A 21,830-nucleotide genomic window follows, 5' to 3' on the forward strand; every position below is an offset into this window, starting at 1 on the left:
TATGTATGCTACTTTTTGCAGTGCTCACTGTACATACTGCTTTCAGTCGCACGCGTTATAGAATGATTCCATGCAAAACAGCACTACCTGCGTCATTACGTCCTGCTATCATGCATTATCAAAGTGAAACTCCCGGAGGAGACAGCTCCTACCTGCATGTTATTAAAGCAGCTATAGAAAAGGAGCCGAAGGAGCCACTCTTTTATTATGCGTTAGGGGTGATTTACTTTAACAAGCGCCAATATACCGAAGCAGTAGCAGCGTTTGAAGCAGCAGCAGCGAAAGGGTATAAACGTGATGCAGACTTTTACCTTCACATCGGTACGGCCTGTCTGCAATCAAAACAATTTAGCAAGGGATTCCATCACCTGTATCACTGTCTGAACCAGCGCCCCAACGATACTACAGCGATGCAAGCCCTTGCACAGGGGCTGTATCAGCACGGAGATTACAAGCAGTCCGTAGCTTATTGGGAACAGTTATTACGCTTGCAGCCAGAGAATGCTTTTGTAATGTTTATGCTGGGTAAAGCATATATAGCACATGGAGACACAAAGAAGGGACAACAATGGTGTGACAAGGCCACTGCGGGACTATAAAATAAAAAACGGCATCCACTCAAAGCGAATGCCGTTTGTAAAACAGGTATCGTCAACGACTACATCTTTTCAGGAACATTTATACCCAACAATTTCATCGCTGCCGTAATAGTATTAGCTGTCAGCATAATGATCTGCGTACGTAGCTTCTGCTTTTCAGGTGTTTCTGCATTCTTTACAGAATAAACCGGCACTCCCTCTTCCTTTGCAGCATAGAAGCTGTTGAAAGTCTGTGTCAGGTTATATACATAATTCGCGATCACAGCAGGACTCATTTCCTTTGCGGCTTCTTCCAGTATGGTTTCATATTGCTCATTCAGCAGGATCAGTTCCTTCTCCAGCGGCAATAAGCTGCCCTTATGACAGTAGCCTTCCAGTTTTGTGACATCAGGAGCTACGTCACGGAGAATTGATTTGATACGTGCATGACCATATTGAACATAAGTGGCAGTAAAGCCATGGAGATCTATGGATTCTTTCGGATCGAACACCATTTTTTTCTTAGGATCTACACGCAGCAGGAAGAATTTAAGACCACCTAAACCGATCATTTCATACAGTCCATCCAGCTGGTCATCACTCAGATCCTGTAACTTTTCGACACTGGTTTTTTCCCTGGCAGTATCAATCATTTCATCTATCAGGTCATCTGCATCCACAACGGTACCTTCGCGGCTCTTCATACGTCCATGTGGCAGTTCAACCATGCCATAAGAGAGGTGGTAGATACCATCTGCACCGGGTTCCTGCATTTTCTGCAGGATCAGTTGCAGTACTTTGAAGTGATAGTTCTGTTCATCGGCCACCACATATACGCTACGATCCATGTGGAAGTCTTCGTATTTCAGGCGGGCAGTGCCCAGGTCCTGCGTGATATATACAGAGGTTCCATCACCACGCAGCAGGAGCTTTTCGTCCAGGCCATCAGCAGTGAGGTCGATCCATACAGAGTTATCTTCTTTCTTAAATAATACTCCCTTGCGAAGGCCATCTTCTACGAGGTCTTTTCCTAACAGGTAGGTATTACTCTCATAGTACATCTTATCAAAGTTGATACCCAGGCGCTTGTAAGTCTGGTCAAAGCCTTCATATACCCAGCTGTTCATGGTACTCCACAGGGCGCGTACTTCAGGGTTACCGGCTTCCCACTGTTGCAGCATGATCTTAGCCTGCTGCATGATCTCCGTTTGTTTTCTTGCCAGTTCTTTGATATCGTCGTTGATCTTTGCTGTCTTGTCCTTATCAGCCTTTACTTCGGGTTTTTGGGAAGCGGTAACGAGCTTCTGTACTTTGTCCAGGTCTTCGCCGGAGAAATCTCTGAAATCATTTTCCAGTGCCCTTGCGATGATGGGGGCTGTCTGTTCTTTCAGGATGGTTTCGAACTTTACGTAGTAGTCGCCTACCAGGTGATCGCCTTTGATACCAGTACTTTTCGGGGTATCGCCATGGGCAAAGATCTGCCAGGCGAGCATCGATTTACAGATATGAATGCCCCTGTCGTTAACAAGGTTTGCCTTGATCACTTCATAGCCATTGGCTTTCAGTATTTCTGCTACAGAATAGCCGAGGAAGTTATTACGGAGGTGGCCCAGGTGCAGTGGTTTGTTGGTGTTAGGGGAGGAGTATTCCACCATTACCTTCTTACCATTGGCTGGTTTTCTGCCAATATTTCTGTTATTAAAGCGTTGTTGCAGGTCCTGTACCCAGTACTTTTCAGCGATGGAAAGGTTCAGGAACCCTTTGATGACATTGTAGCCAGCAAGGAGGTCCGGGAAATTTGCTACCAGGTAAGTACCCAGTTTGTCGGCGGTATCTTCCGGTTTCAGTCGGCTGAATTTGGTGAATGGGAACACAAGAATGGTATATTCTCCCTCAAATTCAGGTTTGGTAGAATTGATGGCGATATCCTGGGCAGGAATATCCTGGTCAAACAAGGCCTTGATGGCCGCGGCCGCAGCCGTTTTTATATTAAATACTACACTCATGCTGAAACATTGTTGCGAACGGCAAAGGTAAAATAAAAAACGCTCCCACCTCAGGCAGGAGCGTTTTCTATCAAAATAGATCTTTTTATAACTTGAATTTCTTATTGAAGGTATACGTCAGGCCGACACTGGCTACACTGTTCTTGTGAGATTCGGTGGCATTCTTATATACGTCGGTAAGACCAAACATATATCTTGCAGAAATACCCACGCCAATCGGGAACTGGTAGCCCAGGCCAAAGCCAAGTCCGAAATCAGCAGTAGTCATCTGGTCTTTTATATCTACTGTTACCTTTCCTGCTTTTGCTTTTGCCGATGCCAGGAAACCTACCTGCGGGCCTGCTTCCAGGAAAAACTCGTCCACCAGGTGTACCTGGAACATCACAGGGATGTTGATATAGCCGAGTTTAGTAGTGTATTTATTATTTACTGCATCTCTATAAAAATATCCCTGGCCGGAATAAAGCAACTCTGGCTGGATGGCAAACATGTCACTGAGCGCAAAATTGGCAAAACCACCTGCATAAATGGAAGCCCTGTTGTGGGAATTTTCAATGTTTGTCAGTTTGGCAACATTTAAACCGCCTTTCACGCCAAAAGTGAGGGTTTGTGCTTTCGCTCCCAGGGCAGCGCAAGCTACAAACAATGCAGCAAGGATAGATTTTTTCATAATATAAGGTCAAATTTCCCCTGTAGGACCAAATATTATGCCGAACCTGCATGTGTAGGCCACTCCACGATACTGACAACCTCGACTGACATAATTGCATGTTATATCCCGTTGGCATAAAGATTGACTTATAGCGGTAAGAAGACAAATCTATCTACAACTACAATCGAGAATTATATAAACTATGGGAAAGATAATAGGTATCGACTTAGGAACTACCAACTCTTGCGTTGCCGTAATGGAAGGTAACGAGCCGGTAGTAATTGCAAATGATGAAGGACGTAGAACGACCCCTTCCGTTGTGGCGTTTTTGAAGAACGGGGAAAGAAAAGTAGGTGACCCAGCAAAACGTCAGGCTATCACAAACCCAGTTAACACCATTATGTCGGTGAAGCGTTTCATGGGACGTCACTTCGACGAGGTGTCTAACGAAATTCCTCACTGGAGCTATAAAGTAGCCAGAGGTGAAAACAATACTACCCGTATTGACATCGACGGCAGATTATATACACCACAGGAAATCTCTGCAATGATCCTTCAGAAAATGAAGAAAACTGCTGAAGATTATCTGGGTCAGGAAGTAAACGAGGCAGTTATCACTGTTCCTGCTTATTTCAACGACGCTCAGCGTCAGGCTACAAAAGAGGCTGGTGAAATCGCTGGTCTGAATGTACGCCGTATTATCAACGAGCCTACTGCAGCAGCACTGGCTTATGGTCTGGATAAGAAACACCAGGATAGCAAAATCGCTGTATTCGACTTAGGTGGTGGTACCTTCGACGTATCCGTACTGGAGTTGGGTGATGGTGTGTTCGAAGTAAAATCTACCAATGGTGATACACACTTAGGTGGTGATGACTTCGATAAAGTGATCATGGACTGGCTGGCTGAAGAGTTCAAGAAGGACGAAGCTGTTGACCTGCACAAAGATCCAATGGCATGGCAGCGCCTGAAAGAAGCGGCAGAGAAAGCAAAGATCGAACTCTCTTCTTCTCAGGAAACTGAAATCAACCTGCCTTATATCACCGCTGTTGACGGGGTGCCTAAACACATGGTGAAGAAACTGACCCGCGCTAAATTCGAACAGCTGAGCGACAACCTGGTGGAAAGAACACTGGAACCTTGCCGTAAAGCACTGAAAGATGCAGGCCTGGGTGCTTCCGAAATCGATGAGGTAATCCTGGTAGGTGGTTCTACCCGTATTCCTAAGATCCAGGAAGTAGTAGAGAAATTCTTTGGTAAAAAACCAAACAGAGGTGTAAACCCTGATGAGGTAGTAGCGATCGGTGCTGCCATCCAGGGTGGTGTACTGACCGGTGAAGTAAAAGATGTACTCCTGCTGGACGTAACACCATTGTCTCTGGGTATCGAAACAATGGGTGGTGTAATGACCAAACTGATTGAGTCTAACACAACCATCCCTAGCAAGAAATCTGAAACTTTCTCTACCGCAGCTGATAACCAGCCTAGCGTTGAGATCCATGTACTGCAGGGTGAGCGTCCAATGGCTAACCAGAACCGTACACTGGGCCGTTTCATCCTGAATGATATTCCTCCTGCACCACGTGGCGTTCCTCAGATCGAAGTAACTTTCGATATCGATGCGAACGGTATCCTGCACGTGACTGCAAAAGATAAAGGAACCGGCAAGAGCCAGAACATCCGTATCGAAGCAGGTAGCGGCTTGAGCAAGGAAGAAATCGAAAAGATGAAGGCTGAAGCGAAAGCAAACGAGTCTACAGATAAAGAAGCACGCGAAAAGATCGAGAAACTGAACCAGGCAGATAGCCTGATATTCCAGACAGAAAAACAACTGAAGGAATATGGTGACAAGATCTCCGCTGATAAAAAAGCACCTATCGAAGGCGCGCTGGCTAAGCTGAAAGAAGCACATAAAACACAGGAAGTAGCAGCAGTAGATGCAGCAGTTGCAGAACTGAACAATGCATGGACCGCAGCTTCCGAAGAAATGTACAAAGCAACACAGGATGCTCAGGGCGGCGCACAAGGCGGTCAGGAAGCTCCTCAGGGTAGCACAGCCGGCAACGATGGTGTAACCGATGCAGAATTCGAAGAAGTGAAATAACGTTCACTTTAGGAATAAATAGTTGAAGAGGGCAGTATCTGATGATACTGCCCTTTTTTATGTGATGACGTGCCGGAAATGACTGGCATGAAACCTGATTTCATTGTGCGATACCAGCATAAAAGCGATCTCCTGATCATACTTTTGTTAAAGGTAGACTCGTTATCATCACTGTTTGTGAAGTAAGTTCATGAATGTTTTTATTATATTTATATCCTATGCAATTGACACTACATCCTTTTGAGTTAAAGTTCAGATATACATTCACTATTTCGCGTAAGTCCAAAGATGTACAGCCCCTGCTGGTCGTAGCGCTTGAACAGGATGGATACACTGGTTTGGGGGAAACTGCTGATAATTCCTATTATCACATTACCGTACCCAAACTGATGGATGATATCAATGCCCATCGTGCGCTGATAGAAAACTATCGTCTCAATACCCCGGAAGCATTCTGGGAAACGATGTACCCACTGTTGAAAGATAATCTCTTTGCGCTCTGTGCATTGGATCTTGCCGCCCATGATCTGTACGCTAAAATGCAGGGAAAGAAACTATATGAAGTATGGGGACTGGATATCTCCCATAACCCAATGACAGATTATACCATTGGGATTGACAGCGTGGAGAACATGGTAAAGAAACTCGAAGAATTCCCATGGCCCATTTACAAAATTAAACTGGGCACAAAGGATGACATAGCAATCATAAAAGAGTTACGGAAACATACAAAGGCTACCTTCCGGGTAGATGCGAACTGTGCCTGGGGCGTAGAAGAGACCTTGCGAAATGCGACAGCCTTTGCACAGCTGGGCGTAGAGTTCATAGAGCAACCCATGCCTGCCGATAACCGGGAGGGGATGAAGGAAGTATTTGCCCAATCCGCGTTACCACTGATTGCTGATGAAAGTTGTATAACCGAATCAGATGTAGCTGCCTGCAAAGGCCTGTTCCATGGTATCAATATCAAGCTGACCAAATGTGGGGGTATTACACCTGCCCGTAGAATGATCGCAGAAGCGAGGGAGCTGGGTCTGAAAGTAATGACCGGGAGTATGAACGAAAGTACGGTTGGTACATCGGCAGTTGCTCACCTGCTGCCTTACCTGGACTACGTAGATATGGACGGCCCGTTGTTGCTGGCAGAGGATGTAGCAGATGGCGTGAAGATCCTGGATGGAAAGATCTACTACGCTGACAGGCCCGGTACAGGTGCCATCCTGAAATAGAAAATAACCCGTTATGAAAGATATAATAACCCTACTATTGTGGCTGTGCTGCCCGATCTGTTTGCAGGCACAGCAGGTAGCCCGTTTTACAGTCAAAGCAGGGAACTATCCCTGTAAGAATTTACCCGTTAGTTGTGCCTTCGACACGCTGGTAAATAGTGATCAGGTGGAGATGTTCGAGATCAAAGGGAAAGAACGCATAACTACCCCGTTCCAGATCGAACCCGGGAAGATCTGGTTTACAATGACAGGTAATACCCAACCCCGACAAACCCGTGTATTTGAATTGAGGGAGCGGCAATATCCGGTCAGGGTACTTGTTGACCTGGTCCGGGCCTTCGATACTACCGGTGTACTGACCATCTCAGAAAAGGGCAAGGCCCGGCTACAATATCATACCATTGGGGTGGATAGCATTTATCATCGAAGTGGGTTTATTCACCCTTTATGGGCACCTAACGGGCAAGTGCTCACTAATATCCAGCCGAAAGATCATCTGCATCACTACGGGATATGGAACCCGTTCACGCATACATCCTTTAAAGGAAAAGAAATTGACTTCTGGAATATGCGGAAAAAGGAAGGTCGTGTGGATTTCGTAAGTTTTGTAAGCAGGAATACAGGACAGGTATTTGGCGGATTCAAAGCGTTACAGCAACATATGGCAGGGCAGGTGAAGGCAATGGATGAATTACTGGATGTAAAAGTGTATTACAGCGGCTCAGATACGTCCCGCTATACCTGGGATTATACTTCTACCCTGAACTGTGCCACCGTAGATGGTATTATGCTACTGCAGCACAGATATGGTGGTGGATTCGGCTTAAGGGCTACGGCAGACTGGAAAGCTGGCAATACTACCCTGCTTACAGATGCTGGTACCACCCGTAATAATACCGACAGTACCCGTGCCCGCTGGGTAAAAGTAACCGGCAATACCGGCACGGGACGTTCCGGCATGTTAATCCTCTGTGCTCCTGACAATTTCGACGCACCGCAACCTTTGCGGGTATGGGATGAGAAGGCGGAGCATGGAGAGTTGATGTTGAATTATAGTCCGACGAAAATGAAGGAATGGGATTTACATTACGGCAGGCAATACCGGCAACGTTACCGGGTAGTAGTATTTAACAATGACTTATCAGTAGCTGAATCAGAAGCTGCATGGCAGGCATTTGCGCATCCACCGAAGGTTACCTGCGTCTTACTTCACGGAAAGCAATAATAGCGTTGAAAAGGCCCACAAAACCCATTAACAGCAGGATTGCGATAAGGCCCCACTGACCGGCAGCCCGGAAAATAAATCGTTCTATTCTGGAAAGCTGGTTGAAGCTGCCTGCATCGAAATTGTGATAGAACTGCATATAACGCAGCAGGGCAAAGCCAAAACCGGTCAGGGTGAGAAGAGTCGTCCAGACGACAGTGGTCCAGGTGGATACATCTTCATCATGACGTTTTGTAGACATGATAGTAATATACATAAAAAAAGAGGTTGCCTCAAAAGTAAATTTTACCTGATTTTGTTCAGGTACCTGAATGAACGGAATTTCGTAAAACGATTTCCGAAGCTTTCAGTTTACTTTTGAGGCAATCCTCGATTATTTATGCGTTAATGTATATATAATATTAAATAGCGATCGCATGTTCCTGCTCCTGGCTGGCAGCTTCCAGCGCTTCCAGTAAGGCTTCTTTTGCAAAGGGTTGGTCGAACCATTTATCCACACTTGCATACACGATCTTCAGAGAAGGCGTCAATACATAAATACCCGGAACCGGTACATCTGCCTCGATACCTGCTACCCTGTCCCAGATAGGATCGGTGGTAGCGTACAGGCCTGCTTTCTTTGCAATACCATTAAATTGGTCAAAGATGGTAGCAAATGGCAGTTGGTACTGGGCCGTCGCGTTTTCGAAAGCCTGTTTATCATCAGTAGTAGCTACCAGCAACTGACCACCCAGTACACGGATATCAGCGTATACTTCCTGCAGTTTTTCCAGCAGTGTATTACCATAGTTATTCCAGTGAATTGAGTGGAACGCCAGTACAAGAGGACCGTCTATTACCTGTGTTACAGGGAGAGAGCCGTTCAGTGTTTTGAGCGTATCAGAAGTAGCAATGATGTTCTTCTTATGTATATGGAAGGTCGGTAAATGCTCACCTGCCTGCAATGGATTGATCGGTGTTCTGTCCTGACTTCTTTTAGGAAAAAATTCAACTTCAAATTCAGGAGCGATATCAGCGTATCTGTATAAGTTATTATTGTTAGTGGCCATGTTCGTAAGGTTGGTTTGATTTGTTAATGGTAGTTCGATTTCTAAGAAACGGTGTATAAAAGGCTGGTGTCACATGCACATACAACAGCAGGCATTTGGGATTGTCGAACAAAATTGGCCATTAAATTTTTCCGATGTTGTCTTGTTAGGCATGTGATTAAATTTTAGATGATTGCCTGTTATTAACAACACAAAGATAAGGGAATTTCTATTACTCCACCAACTTTGTAGGGTAATATTTTTTATCGTTGGTTATCAGTTGTTTAGGTTTGTTATTTCTAATGGCAGGGGCATGGGGGCTCTATTCTTACGTATATTATCTACGTCTGTTTTCCATTCAGCGCCAAATATGCGGCTCATTTTTGCATCTATCTCGTTAAGGATATCTGTTTGCTTATTTGAAAATGCATATTCATAATAGTCGCGCAGCATGTAAATGTATACAGAAGCGCTGATTTCATCGTCTGACAGCAGCATACCTGCCTGGTATCCTTTTTCAAGTACATCGTGGTAGCGACTGGTGTCTTTGCGTCGGCACAATTCTGCTGCCTGGTACCAAGCATTTAATGCAGCAGTCTGTAATTGGTGCTGCTCCGCAAATTCAGCTTGTTGTATATATAAAGGGATGGCTTCGGAGAAGCGTCGTCTGATCTGTGCATAAGCTGCCTGGTAACCGTAAAACTGTACCACCAGCGGTAAACAGGCAGGATCTTTTTGGAGCATACCTTGTTTGGCTACCCGTAAGCCTCTTTCCAGCAGTTGCGAAATCTGCGGTTCACGTTTGAAATTAAAAAGCAGGCCTGCATACATAATATGTGCGGTTGCAAACAAGCCTTTATTTCCGCTTCGCTGTGTACAATCTAAAGCCTGCTGCCCCCATTTATGTAATCGTTTCACGTCTTTATCTTTGAGCGCATTCCCCATTTCAAATGCGCATTTGCGTAACATGATCTCCGGGTTGTTTGGATCGCCCTGTCCTGCCAGTTTTCGGATAGCATCGGATAGGTCCATGGGTACATGCAGGTTGCAGATCATACCAGGAAATTGTTTCTCAGCAATGGTAAATTGTTCATTACCTACATGGTCAATGAGCATGATCTTTATGCCTGTTGGAATACCTTTTTTTAGAAGCTGGGTGATCCAGTTTTTTAGATGGAGGGTATTGCTGACCTGTCTTGGAATCAATGCTAAAACAAGATCCCTGGATGTTGCCTTATGAAATGAGTCCAGCATGGCGATGAGTAATTCATCCTGCTTAAACAATTCACCGGATCTATATGGTTGGGAATTCCATTCAAAGTTAGCTTTCTGAATTATTTCACTACTCTTGTCATATTCTGTGAGCCAGTCTCTGACCAGGGCACCGCTGAATGTATCAGTATCATCGAAATCGGTGAGTTGTGTTACAAATACTTCCGGCAGCCGTCCATGCGGAGTGGATTCCAGTTTACAAAACCCTTCATATACCCGTGATTCCTCGGGTTTGATCAGCACACGTACAAAGTGTAGGTTTGGATTGCCGGCGACCTTTTCCATCCAGGCCTGCTGGATTTTCAGCACCAGTTGGGCAATCGGATTATGTTCATTCATGCTATTTTATTGTTTCTCCTGTAGCAGTAATGGCTGATGTAAAGTACCTGTGGCCTGTACAGGTGTCAGTACCACATTTTACCTGCGAAAGAAATGGTATAACTGGCAGTATATGGGCTGTAAATGCAGGTCGCCCGGTGAATGTCGGAAGGCCGGTCATTTTAACATCTTTGAAGTCTGAATGTTACTATACAGTAGGTGAAATGACTGATCGTATCTATCGAATTGTTTTCCTTTGAAAAGAGAAGAGCGGTGATTGCCTGGCATCTCAGGATATGGTTTTGTCTTCCTGTCGGCAGGAGGATCGTTTACCTGGGATGGAACGTGAGTAGTTATACATGATAACAGTGCTGAGCGTATCAATAATGTTTTCATACAATACGATGGTACCATTATTGGGCCAAAATCTACCTGGGAAAAACAGGGTTGTCTCAAAAGGTATTAATTTGAAATTTCTTTTCATCAGTTGGCCGGATAAGATCCGGGAGATTCACTTTTGAGACAACCATATGATCCACTTTAGGCTTGTGGCCATGGATTCTGGAAGGTGGAGCTGCCGAGCTGGAGTTCTCTTGCAGAAAGCACGAGCTTAATCTGCATAGGAATTTCGCCACTGGCATTGAAGTGCTCAAAATATTCAACACAGTAGGCATCGGTAAATTTGAGCTCTTTCATTTTGGACATGGCATCGCGGCGATAGAAGATAATACTGCCACTCTTGGTTTGCGTATTAGAGATCATCCAATCAAAAAGATTGGTGTCGCCGTCTGATTCAAGTAAAACTGTTACAGCGCCTCCTATAGGGCGGGCAGCGGGTTTACCATTATGATCTGTGTGTTGGGAAAAAGCATACTGACATTCCAGTACATTGATTTCTTCACCGTCTAATCGCATTACTGCTTTGAATGACATACCTTGAAGGTTTTGTTTTAACAATAAATTTATGGTACAGCAGATGAATTGGGGTTATATCAATTGCAAATGCCGGATTAACATGTTAATTAAGATATATGGTCCATGCGAAAATAATTATTCTGGGAGATAATGGAAATTTTTTTTGTTCGGGTGTTGTTCGACTGTTCTTCGACTGTTCTTCGACTGTTGTTCGACTGTTCTTCGACGCTAGTTCGATGCTAGTTCGATGCCAGTTCGACTAAAATACATCCGGGAGGGCAGTTTGTAAAATAAAAAATCAGTCATTATCGCTTAATGATTAATTGTTATTTTAGAAATAAATAGAATTTGTATTTCGATTGCATGGTGATTAAATCTTATTGAATAGTAGTCGTTTAACTGTTACCGTAATTTGAACAACTATCGTAGAGTAACATTTATCGTTCCAACAGCTAAGAGGAAAACCTTTATGATTAACCGCTTATTAAATAATTTATATACATTTTCGCGTATCTTTACTGCGAGATCATGACCCAAAACAGTATTAACCCTTGATCGGAAAATATTTTTAAGAAAAACCTTAGATCATCCAAATGACCCTGGCAACTTATACAATTCAAGCTCCGGAGGTGCAGGCAGCCATACGCATTGCCCAGGCCCTCGCAAAAGAACATCAGCATGTGCAATATACGCCTGCACACCTTTTACTGGCATGTTTACACAAAGAATTGAATCTGACAGCTCCTTTGCAGGCAATGGGTATCGACGTCTATTACCTGGAAGAATGGGCGGAAGTAAGGTTGGATGGGTTACCCAAAGCATCCCGTATACCGGATGAACCCGAGGCAGATGAGAATGCAGCCAATGTATTGCAGGAAGCCGATGCGATCAGGCTTGAATACGATATGGATATGGCAGATGCCTGGTGCCTGCTGGTAGCGATCAGTACACCCGGGGTAGGTTTTACTTTTGAACAATTGAAATCATTTCCGGTACAGCGTACACAGCTGCTTACCCATTTCATTAAGGATGTACCGCAGCCTAACCTGAATGGTGCAGCCAAACCACCTGCTGCCGGGAAATTGAAATATATCTATCGCCTCACCGATCCGCAATACCTGCAAATGAAGCATGCACTGGCCGGCAGAGATGCAGAAGTGCGTACGATGCTGGAGATCCTTTCCCGCAAAGGTCGTTCAAGTGTGCTGCTGATAGGGGAAGGAGGGGTAGGTAAGACTTCCATGGCCGAAGCACTGGCCAGGGCTATCGTACAAAAACAAGCGCCTGCCCACTTGCAGCAGACTGACATTTATGCCCTCGACTATGGTGCATTCATAGCAGGTGCTGCTTATAAGAACGAGCTGGAAGACAGGCTGCAGCAAATTATCTCCCATTTACAGGAAAGAGGCCGGCATGTGTTGTTTATCGACAACCTGCACACTTTGCTGGATAAGCAACCCGGCTCTGCCGGAGGCATGGGCAATGTGCTCAAAGCTGCAATCGGCAAAGGAGAGCTGATCGTGATAGGGGCCTGCACCCCCGAAGGCTTCCGGAAAATGATAGAACCAGATAGCCTGCTGCGCCATTGTTTTGAAACGATGAACCTGCCGGAACCAGATGAAACACTGGCGGCGAGAATGATCAAGGCAGTGATGCCGGATTATGAGAGTTACTACAACCTGACGGTGGATAACGAGGTCATTAAGGAGGCCATTCGCCTGTCACGCCGTTACCTCAAGGAGCGTAGCCTGCCGGATAGTGCGATTAATTTACTGGATCGTACCCTGGCTGCTATCAGAACTACCGCAGATACAGGTAAGCAGGTGGTGGACGATCTGAGAAAGCAATTCGAAGAGATCGAAGACGACCGTACAGAATTACTTTGGTGGTATCAGCAATGTATGCAGCGCCTGAGCGCCTTACTTACGACAAGGCTGCATATAGAGGAAGAGGTAACGAAGATAGAGGATATTGCAACTTTAAAGGCTGTTTTAAGCGATATACTGACCCAATTGGACCAACAGGTCATCGAAGTCCACAATGCGGTTAAAACCGTGGATTTGGCTACCATGATCGCCGAAAGTACCGGCATCCCCCTGGGAAAGATCCAAAGCAGTGAGCGTGAACGTCTTGTGAACATGGATATGGAACTCAGAAAGCGGGTAGTAGGGCAGGACCATGCCCTGAAAACCGTATCTGAGGCGATTCTGGAGTCCCGCTCTGGTTTGAGCCGGCCAGGACAGCCTATTGGTTCCTTCTTCTTCCTGGGGCCTACAGGCACCGGGAAGACCGAACTTGCCAAATCTTTGGCAAACTTCTTGTTCCAGGATGAAAGAAGCATGATCCGGTTTGATATGTCTGAGTTTAAGGAAGAACATTCAGCCGCATTGTTGTATGGAGCCCCTCCGGGTTATGTTGGTTACGAAGAAGGTGGTCTGCTGGTGAATAAGATCCGTCAGCAACCCTATGCTGTAGTATTGTTTGATGAAATAGAAAAAGCCCATCCTTCCGTATTCGATATTTTCTTACAGATCATGGATGAAGGTAAATTGCATGACCGCCTCGGTAAAACAGGCGATTTCTCCAATGCCCTCGTCCTGTTCACTTCCAATATAGGCAGCGAAGTAATTGCCCATTCTTTTCGTCAGGGAGTTATCCCGCCATCACAACAACTGATGGAGATTATGGCTAAAAATTTCCGCCCTGAATTCCTGGGCCGACTGACGGAAATAGTGCCGTTCGGACCTATACAGGCAGAAAATGTAGTGAAGATATTTGACATCCATTTGCAACACCTGCTGCAGTTACTAAAGCAACAGCAAATAGAGCTGGAAGTATCGGCTGCAGCAAAGGAACAGCTGGCTGGAGAAGGTTACTCGCCACAGTACGGCGCAAGACCGCTGAAAGAAGTGATTCGCGCCAAACTGCGGAAACCGCTTTCCAGAATGATCATCGAAGGGAGTTTACAACCCCACCACAAAGTAGCATTGGACGTGGATGGAAATGGCGGATTAGTCTGGGATATTCGTTAACTTAGAATGTAGAACCATAGCGCATTTATTGTAGTAAAAACCATTTATTATGAATGATAATTACGGAATTGGCGGCACCGAGGTGAAGCTCGACGCTAATGAAGCCATTGTTGAAATCTCCCATAACCGGACCTTGTTTGCTGAAAAGTTGACCCAGCAAACCCCTGTTAAACCGGAGATTGTACAGGGATTAACTTCAGTTGAAGATGTGTTTGAGCATTTCAAACCCACTGTTAACATGCTCTACCGTGATGCCGAAGGCCGTACCATACCCGAAAACCTGGAATTTCATAACCTGGGTGATTTTGGCGTGAAAGGTATTACTGCCCAGAGCAAATTCCTGAACGATCTCTCTACCGAGAAAGAACAGTATCTCAGGATCATGAAACACCTTAAAACAAACAAGATCCTGAAAGCCGCACTGGCAGATCCTTCCGCCAGAGAAGCTTTACTGGGTTCTATCAGACAGCTGCTGGCTGATCTGAACAAGTAGTTCGTACCATTTAATTCTTACCCATGACAGAATTACAAAAACAACAGGGGGGACAGCAGGAAGAACAACTGCAAACCGCACCCGGACAAAAACAATCCGCATCCTTACAGGAAAATCTCGATATACTTGCCAAATACGGCGGATTTGATCTGCTGGAAGGCACCATTGAAGGTGTACAAAACCTGAACCCCGATCGTAAAGCGCGCCGTAATATCTTCCTGACCGAAAGCTCCAAAAAAGGAGAAAGAGAATACCTGAAAAAAACACTGGAACTCTGGGAAAAAGTGCTCACCGAAGCACAGGATCTTCCAGACATGGTCACCTACTGTACTGAACATTCTGAACAGGCGGGCAATGTACTGACCCACAACCTGGCCGAAGCCGTAGAAGCTACCCGGGAACTGGAACAGTCTTATCGCAACGTCGCCCTGTTCTTTAAAAATACTGAGTCTGACAAGGTAAAGAATATCTCCTTCATCAACGTGGAGTCGGAACAACTCAAAGACCTCGACAACACCCGCTTCATTGACGCCATTCACCAGGAACTGGTACAGAACTACGATCGTCTCGACCTGCGTGATAACTATAGTTTACTGGTCCTGCCAGGTTACCTGGGCTCCAACAAAGTACTGGAGAAATGGGCGAAGATCGCTTACGAAAACAAAGCGATGCTGGTGACTGACTTCTCTCACCTGGATGCGCCGGACGACGTAATGGAAATGTTTGAACTGGCTAACCTGACCGGTGGCGAAATTCATCGTTCCAATGTGATCATGACTGCCAACTGGCTCGTGGGCCGTGGTAAGTTCGACGAGATCAATGAGCAGGATAACTTATACGTTCCACCTTCCGGCGCACTGGCAGGTAAGATCTACAAAACCCTCATGTCGCAGGTAACCGCTGGTAAAAAATTCGGCGGTATCAACGAAGTCGATGGCGTGAAGTTCGAACTGAAGAAAAGTGAAATTGCCAGCCTTGAAAAAATGGGCCTCATTCCAATGGTAAAGGAATACGGCAAGGTAATGGCCTTTAGTGCAAAGACGTTGTTCAATGGCGATAATATTGGCCTGCAGACTTACTCTGTCGTTCGTGTATTTGACTACGTGACCAAAGTACTGATGGACTTCCTGAACCGTCGCGCATTTGAAAACTTCAATGCCAATACCCGCAAAGACCTGATGAAACAGATCATCCGATTCCTGGATAGTATCACAGGTCCCGATAAATTGATTGAAGATTTCAACGTCCGCCGTTTCGAGCAGGATCCTTTACAGAAAGATCGTATTCACCTCGATATACACCTGAAACCATACTTCCCTGCCAAAAACTTCCTGATCAAAATGGATGGTCATAAAGGGGAAGATGCTAACGAATGGAATACTGAATATGAGCAGGATAAAGCATAAAATGGTCCCCGGCCACTCAACTTATTGATGATAAACAAACTGTAGTTCCCCCTCCTGGAGGGGGAGCCTGTTTTTTAAGCCGGGAGCATTTTTTGTAAACATAAAAACAAAAGCAAGGAAAAAAGTCAGATGAAGCAATTGCTATTAGGCGTTTTCTGTGTTTGTTTCTTGTCATGGAGCCAGGCTTCAGGACAAGCGCAACCAGACAGTATTATCACGACGAAAGGCGCCGTTACCCTTATTACCTGTGGATCTTCCATCAGTACCTTTCAAATCGGAGATGGAAAAAATTCAGATTACGACTATCGCATCGTGGATGGAAATGTCGTATTTATCCGGCCGGTAGTGGCAAATCCAAAACCGACCAATCTGGTAATCAGGGAGGGAGACAATATTTTTTACATGATCCTGGCCTACAGAGACAAGGTTGAACTGTCAAAACTGAAATACAACCTGTCTGGCGGCACCGCTGCAAACAGGACCCCTACCGGCGGCACAACGTCAACCGGTGGGTCGTCAACAGGTGGTAACACTGCTGCAACTGCTGAACCGGCAGCTGATGATAATACCCCACTGCCGGATATTGATACCGTGACAGTGAGCAATATCGCAGCCGATTTTATGAAACAACGCAAATTGCAGCGACAGTATGAAACTACCTCGGAAGGTGTCACAGTGACGTTTTCCCAGGCGATGAGTCTGAATAACCTGATGTATTTGTCTTTCAGGATCAGGAACCAAAGTGGTACACCTTATCAGGTAGGGAAAATAACGATCATGCATAAGTTACATACCGATACCACTACACTACACCATCTGCCTGTTGCATACAAAAAAGGCCCCTCCTTTTTTGGTGGAAGAGATGAGGAGAACGTAGTGTTCGTAACACCTGCACCGGTGCTGAAGAAGTCAGATGAACTCATCTTCATCATGTACAATGCAGCCACTAAAAACCAGATCGTTCTCTATATACCGACGACGGCAGTGCCGAAATATATGCTCACTAAATGATCCGACGTTATCTCCATATTATCCTGGTCTGTGCCTGTTGCATAATAACGGGAGGCCTCTCTGCACAGCAGGTAGCCTTTTGCGGCGAATCTGTGCCGATGGAGCGTGACTTTGTTCACTATAAACTGATGGATGTAATTAAGGGACATCTTAGTCACCGGAATTTTCTGCCTGCTTTAAAAGCCCGGTCAGAACAATATTTCCCCCTTATCGTACCTATCTTACAACAATACCATATACCGGAAGATTTTAAATATTTACCTATCGTAGAAAGTGGCTTTACCAACGCCACTTCTGTGGTAGGTGCACAGGGCGTCTGGCAACTGATGCCGGCTACTGCTACTACTTTGGGACTGGATGTAAGTGAATCAAATGATGAGCGGAATGAGCTGCTGAAATCTACACACGCCGCCTGTAAATACCTGGTTCAGTTATACAACCAGTTACATTCATGGACACTGGCCGCTGCAGCATACAATTGTGGCGCGGGCAACATCTCACGCAATATTCGCAGGCAGGGTAGCAACGATTACTATCAGTTACAGCTGAACAGCGAAACCGCACAGTACATTTACAAGATCATTGCCATCAAGCAACTGTTCGAGTATCCTGAAGTATATATTCCTGAATTTGGATATAATGTATTCAACAAGACAACCGTCAATGCGTCTGTATTCAATTCAGGCCCTGCCATCGCTGCTGATAAGCAATTCCGAAGTATAAAGATCAATATCGGAGGAAAATCGGAGCAGGCTACCGTAACTACACTGTCTGCCAAAATGCAGAGTAGCAAAAGTTTTGAAGATGGTCAACTGGTCAGCATCATGTTGCTGGATGACTTACAGGCAAATGGTGTCTTTATCAGAAAACAAACAAAACTGTCGGGGAGGGGATGGCTGGTAAGTAACCGTATTTATGTAGATCTTGGTTTTGGTAATAAGGTCGTTCTGTGTGATGCAGGTGGGAAGAAAGGGGTGCCACCCGATATTCTGAAGAATGGTGGAGAAGTTCGCTTACAAAAAATTTAACACTATAATTGATTTAGAATAAAAACGCTTTTGCCTTTGGCAAAAGCGTTTTTATATTTTATTACATCAGTACATCATTCATAAAGATCCGATAAGGATAATTATTCGTTCCATTCTCCTTCAGTTGCTGCAACATCTCGTCTTTCATGTACAATAAACTTCCTTCCGCATACAGATTTGCCGGTTTCGAAAGCGTGATCTTAATATCCAGCGTTCTGCTATAACCCTCTGATGCACCTGGTTTCACAGATACCCCTTTTACGATGCTTACTTCTCTCAGTTCTTTTCCCATCACGTATCGCACCATCGCTTTGATGTCTTCCGGTGTTACGATCCGGTTCCGTGTCAGCAGGTGATATCTGTACAGGTTGATCTTCTCATCGATACTCAGGCGGTCTTTACCTCCCTGTGTGTTCGACAGCATGGTGATGGAGTTGGGTTGTAACTGTACACTACCATATTCCTGTAGCTTGCTTCCCATGCGGATGTTATTGGCAGTGCTGCCGTTAGTGGTATAAAACTCCAGGAATAAATAATCTGCATTTTCTTTTGGCTTGATCATGAGGTAAGGAATATTACCCCTGTTGCTCGTAGGCTGTAACTGTTCTTCCAGAGAGGCGATCAACTGGTGAAGTTCCCGCATTCTGCTGGCTACATAGTCGTTACGCACTTCTTCGAAGAGAGAGCTTTCGTCCCTGATCACTTCAATCAGGTAGGCAATGATCTCTTTTGCCTCGCGGGAGTCGAAACGACCAATACCACTGCTTCTGATCACAAGTTCACCTTCCTGCATTTCACCACTTGTCGTGAAGTTACGCACATGGTAATCAGTACCCGCTACATCATACACACGTTTTACATCAAAATAGATATCATTGGTATGCAACGGCATTATGTTCAGGTACTTGTTCAGTCGTTGCGATTGTTCATTGAGTTTTTTATTGATCACCGGGAAGCAGTTAATGCTGCAAAACAGGTCTTCCAGCAAGGAGTGACGGATTGTCTCTGGAAATTCAATCCTGATCCACACAATCTCCTGTTGCAATCTGCTGCTGCCCTGCCCGAATACGTGATGTAAACCGGGAGGGAAGGGCATGGCTGCCGGTAAGGGGTCCGTGCTGGTGATGGTCAGGAAGTGCTGTTTGAACCGTTGCAGGATCTGCTGACTATACCGGGTATTGGTATCGAAGGCCGGTTCCATGATGGCGTCCAGGTCTTCTTCAGCAGAACTTTTGCTATGGGTATAACCACTTTTTACCTGTAAAGGTGTTTCTCCTACATAAAATTTAGCCAGTGGCAGGTAATGATAAAACATTTCCTGCAGGTGTACGTTCCTCAGGTCAAAGAAGAAAGAGAGCCCCTCTGCGGAGGTATGGGCGCCTTCCATACTCAATCCTAACCAAAGGTGATTAGGCGGCGTATCGGCCTGTAAATTGCCCTGCAGCACCTGTTCTTTGAACCAATGGTCCCGGTTCTCAAACAGTTTACCACCGATCACGCTATATTTTACCTGCCCGCGGAACAGGCGGTGATGGGTAAGGGGCATGAAAAATAGGTCCTGGCTGTTAAAGCCGTTTCTCAGGGAATAGAAAAACTGATGATCGGGTGTAAGTGCAGCAGTACGCTCATTGCAGCTGGCATGCAATATACCATAAGCCGGCTGGCTGCTGGTAATCGGCTCCGGCATCATGATCTGTGCGAGTCGTTCTACAAGTCTTGCATGGGATACTTCAGCTTCGCCGGAGATTTTTTCAAGTTCGCTGGCACATGCTTCCAGTAGTAACTGTACAATGGGATCAAAGGAGGTTTCTACCTCTGCATCAGGGTATCCCCAAAGCCTGGCGGCTGTTTTAAGCATCCGGTCTTTGATTCGTTCTTTTTGCTCTTTAGCCAAGGGTGAAGGGTTTAAGTTGAGTGAATTCCGGACGGTTTAGAACTTGCCGGAGCCTGAAGAAAATTCAATGGTTTCGTATAAATGATTAAAATTACTTTTAATCGTATGACAGTGGACTCACATAGAAGAAACTACTATAGAGGAAATCGGTTTTATTTCTTGCCAGTACCCCCGTCACAGTCACCTTTATCTTCTTCTTCACTTTCTTTGCACTGACCCCCATTAGTTCTTCCTGACTGATCTGTGCCACAACTCTTGTCTGTGTCAGTCGTTTCTCATACCTGTTGATGGAAGCCCTGATGGACAATTCCACCTGTTCCTTTACTTCATTGTTCGAAGCCCTGATATCGAAATCGTTGTCCCACAACTGGCAACCATACTGGGGATCATCTTTGTTTTCCCCCAGTACGGTTGTGATTAACAACTGGATATGTTGCGCCACAGACTCTTCCAGGTTTACATCCGGCAAATCCTGCTTTTGCAGAATTTTAGAAAAGTCCATGGGCAATTTATAATACTGCTGTTTCATTTTTTAATCATTAAAAAATGCCTAAGAATTTCTTGTCATACCGCACACGTATTTCCTTCACACAACCGTTTTGATCTTTGATCAGGTTCACAACTTCGATCTTGAATCTTCTCTTACCACGAATGCGGGAGCAGAAGTGACTGAAGGTATCAGTATCCTTATCATTCAGCAGCACCCTTGCATTGATATTCTCACAAAGGTATGCGGAGAAGTCCGTTGCATTCTTTTGTTTATCTACAACCTGGCTCAGCATGAATTTAAATTCATCGTCAGACACAGAAGGTACCTTCGGCTTTTCAGGAGCAGCTGGTGTTGGCGTAGGCTCTGGTGTCTTATTCTCTTCGGGGAACGGCATGGGAGTGAAGTCAGGCACCTTGTGGTTGCTTTGAGCAGGGAACACCATGATATGCTTGGTCACCATCTTGCTGCTATCACCATTGATAATGAGTGATAGAATACGTTCACCGGGAGATGAAAAAGTATAGGTGACTGTACGGCCACTATGTACTTCAGCCCCTCTTTGCAGCAGTTGCCATTGCCATGTACGGGCATTGCTGGTACTATTGGTAAATGTAACAGCACGACCGGCCAGCACCTCTTCAGGGCCATCGATAGTGGGGTAGAGGTCGGCTGCCGGAGCAGGTGTGTTATCTGCTAAAGCATTGATAATAATCACCTCCTGGTGCCAGGTGCACTTACCGTGCGATAAGGTGACCATATAAGTGCCTGCCTTGGTAAAAGCATGGTAAACCTGCAGCCCCGAAGTGGCGGCTGTAGAATCACCAAAATCCCAGGTGAGCCCGCTGTTATCTGCTGCTTTGGTCGCAGCTTTAAAGGTGATCACTTCTCCTGTACTGAAAGAAGTGTGTTTCCCTGCATTGTTCCGGCTTGCCAGCTCGATGCTTATCTGGCTGCAATCTTCACGGCCGTTCACCTGGAAAGCCAGTATAATAATACTGATACCAAGTAATGCAAGGAATGTGTACAGTACCATTGGGTCGATATGGTTTGTTATCTTGCTGAATGGTCTATACGTAGTAACTTTTCGCTCATTTGCGGACTTTCTTGGGGTCATAGGTTTCTCGTATTTCTGCAATTTTAAATATTTTT

18 protein-coding genes are annotated in these 21,830 nt (G+C 45.3%); 9 read left to right on the top strand and 9 right to left on the bottom strand.

What is annotated here, in order from left to right:
* Positions 1 to 5 precede the first annotated feature (5 nt).
* Positions 6 to 599 (top strand): tetratricopeptide repeat protein, encoded by a 594-nt coding sequence (locus tag ABDW33_RS00695; RefSeq protein WP_343688141.1) that lies wholly within the window; start codon positions 6 to 8, stop codon positions 597 to 599.
* A gap of 59 nt (positions 600 to 658) precedes the next feature.
* Here ABDW33_RS00695 and ABDW33_RS00700 read toward each other — a convergent pair whose 3' ends face one another.
* Positions 659 to 2,584: an arginine--tRNA ligase gene (locus tag ABDW33_RS00700; protein ID WP_343688142.1), complete on the bottom strand. Its 1,926-nt coding sequence runs from the start codon at positions 2,582 to 2,584 to the stop codon at positions 659 to 661.
* Between the two features lie 85 nt (positions 2,585 to 2,669).
* Positions 2,670 to 3,254 (bottom strand): porin family protein, encoded by a 585-nt coding sequence (locus ABDW33_RS00705; RefSeq protein ID WP_343688143.1) that lies wholly within the window; start codon positions 3,252 to 3,254, stop codon positions 2,670 to 2,672.
* Positions 3,255 to 3,438: 184 nt separating this feature from the next.
* Between ABDW33_RS00705 and dnaK the strand changes: the two genes are divergently transcribed.
* The 3 genes from dnaK (at position 3,439) to ABDW33_RS00720 (ending at position 7,794) form a co-directional block, all read left to right on the top strand.
* A complete protein-coding gene (dnaK, locus tag ABDW33_RS00710; RefSeq protein WP_343688144.1) occupies positions 3,439 to 5,340 on the top strand; it encodes a molecular chaperone DnaK in 1,902 nt (633 codons plus the stop codon).
* Between the two features lie 218 nt (positions 5,341 to 5,558).
* Positions 5,559 to 6,569, top strand: coding sequence for a dipeptide epimerase (locus tag ABDW33_RS00715; RefSeq protein ID WP_343688145.1), 1,011 nt, complete (start codon positions 5,559 to 5,561; stop codon positions 6,567 to 6,569).
* A 13-nt stretch (positions 6,570 to 6,582) separates the two neighbouring features.
* On the top strand, positions 6,583 to 7,794 hold the full coding sequence (locus ABDW33_RS00720; RefSeq protein WP_343688146.1) for a PmoA family protein: 1,212 nt from the start codon (positions 6,583 to 6,585) through the stop codon (positions 7,792 to 7,794).
* Here ABDW33_RS00720 and ABDW33_RS00725 read toward each other — a convergent pair.
* From ABDW33_RS00725 to tssD, 4 genes are all read right to left on the bottom strand, one after another.
* Entirely contained in the window at positions 7,763 to 8,035 is a 273-nt protein-coding gene (locus tag ABDW33_RS00725; RefSeq protein WP_343688147.1) for a hypothetical protein, read from the bottom strand. The genes ABDW33_RS00720 and ABDW33_RS00725 overlap by 32 nt on opposite strands.
* A 160-nt stretch (positions 8,036 to 8,195) precedes the next feature.
* Positions 8,196 to 8,843: a redoxin domain-containing protein gene (locus tag ABDW33_RS00730; protein WP_343688148.1), complete on the bottom strand. Its 648-nt coding sequence runs from the start codon at positions 8,841 to 8,843 to the stop codon at positions 8,196 to 8,198.
* A 255-nt stretch (positions 8,844 to 9,098) separates the two neighbouring features.
* On the bottom strand, positions 9,099 to 10,433 hold the full coding sequence (locus tag ABDW33_RS00735) for a hypothetical protein (protein WP_343688149.1): 1,335 nt from the start codon (positions 10,431 to 10,433) through the stop codon (positions 9,099 to 9,101).
* Between the two features lie 519 nt (positions 10,434 to 10,952).
* Positions 10,953 to 11,345 (bottom strand): type VI secretion system tube protein TssD, encoded by a 393-nt coding sequence (tssD, locus tag ABDW33_RS00740; RefSeq protein WP_343688150.1) that lies wholly within the window; start codon positions 11,343 to 11,345, stop codon positions 10,953 to 10,955.
* Between the two features lie 575 nt (positions 11,346 to 11,920).
* Between tssD and ABDW33_RS00745 the strand changes: the two genes are divergently transcribed.
* From ABDW33_RS00745 to ABDW33_RS00765, 5 genes are all read left to right on the top strand, one after another.
* Positions 11,921 to 14,359 carry an ATP-dependent Clp protease ATP-binding subunit gene (locus ABDW33_RS00745; RefSeq protein WP_343688151.1) on the top strand — a complete coding sequence of 813 codons (2,439 nt, stop codon included), beginning with the start codon at positions 11,921 to 11,923 and terminating at the stop codon, positions 14,357 to 14,359.
* 49 nt (positions 14,360 to 14,408) lie between these two features.
* Positions 14,409 to 14,852 (top strand): hypothetical protein, encoded by a 444-nt coding sequence (locus tag ABDW33_RS00750; RefSeq protein ID WP_343688152.1) that lies wholly within the window; start codon positions 14,409 to 14,411, stop codon positions 14,850 to 14,852.
* Between the two features lie 23 nt (positions 14,853 to 14,875).
* Positions 14,876 to 16,258 carry a DUF5458 family protein gene (locus ABDW33_RS00755; RefSeq protein ID WP_343688153.1) on the top strand — a complete coding sequence of 461 codons (1,383 nt, stop codon included), beginning with the start codon at positions 14,876 to 14,878 and terminating at the stop codon, positions 16,256 to 16,258.
* A 129-nt stretch (positions 16,259 to 16,387) separates the two neighbouring features.
* The gene (locus ABDW33_RS00760; protein WP_343688154.1) at positions 16,388 to 17,269 is read left to right on the top strand and encodes a hypothetical protein; all 882 of its coding nucleotides are present in this window, start codon (positions 16,388 to 16,390) and stop codon (positions 17,267 to 17,269) included.
* Positions 17,266 to 18,297, top strand: a complete 1,032-nt coding sequence (locus ABDW33_RS00765; protein ID WP_343688155.1) for a lytic transglycosylase domain-containing protein — start codon at positions 17,266 to 17,268, stop codon at positions 18,295 to 18,297. The genes ABDW33_RS00760 and ABDW33_RS00765 overlap by 4 nt, the downstream gene beginning before the upstream one ends.
* Before the next feature lie 61 nt (positions 18,298 to 18,358).
* Here ABDW33_RS00765 and ABDW33_RS00770 read toward each other — a convergent pair whose 3' ends face one another.
* From ABDW33_RS00770 to ABDW33_RS00780, 3 genes are all read right to left on the bottom strand, one after another.
* Positions 18,359 to 20,191, bottom strand: a complete 1,833-nt coding sequence (locus ABDW33_RS00770) for a hypothetical protein (RefSeq protein WP_343688156.1) — start codon at positions 20,189 to 20,191, stop codon at positions 18,359 to 18,361.
* A 97-nt stretch (positions 20,192 to 20,288) separates the two neighbouring features.
* On the bottom strand, positions 20,289 to 20,720 hold the full coding sequence (locus ABDW33_RS00775) for a GPW/gp25 family protein (RefSeq protein ID WP_343688157.1): 432 nt from the start codon (positions 20,718 to 20,720) through the stop codon (positions 20,289 to 20,291).
* Between the two features lie 10 nt (positions 20,721 to 20,730).
* Positions 20,731 to 21,714, bottom strand: a complete 984-nt coding sequence (locus ABDW33_RS00780) for a PKD domain-containing protein (protein ID WP_343688158.1) — start codon at positions 21,712 to 21,714, stop codon at positions 20,731 to 20,733.
* Between the last annotated feature and the right edge of the window lie 116 nt (positions 21,715 to 21,830).

The organism is Chitinophaga sp. (assembly GCF_039596155.1).
Classification (GTDB): domain Bacteria; phylum Bacteroidota; class Bacteroidia; order Chitinophagales; family Chitinophagaceae; genus Chitinophaga.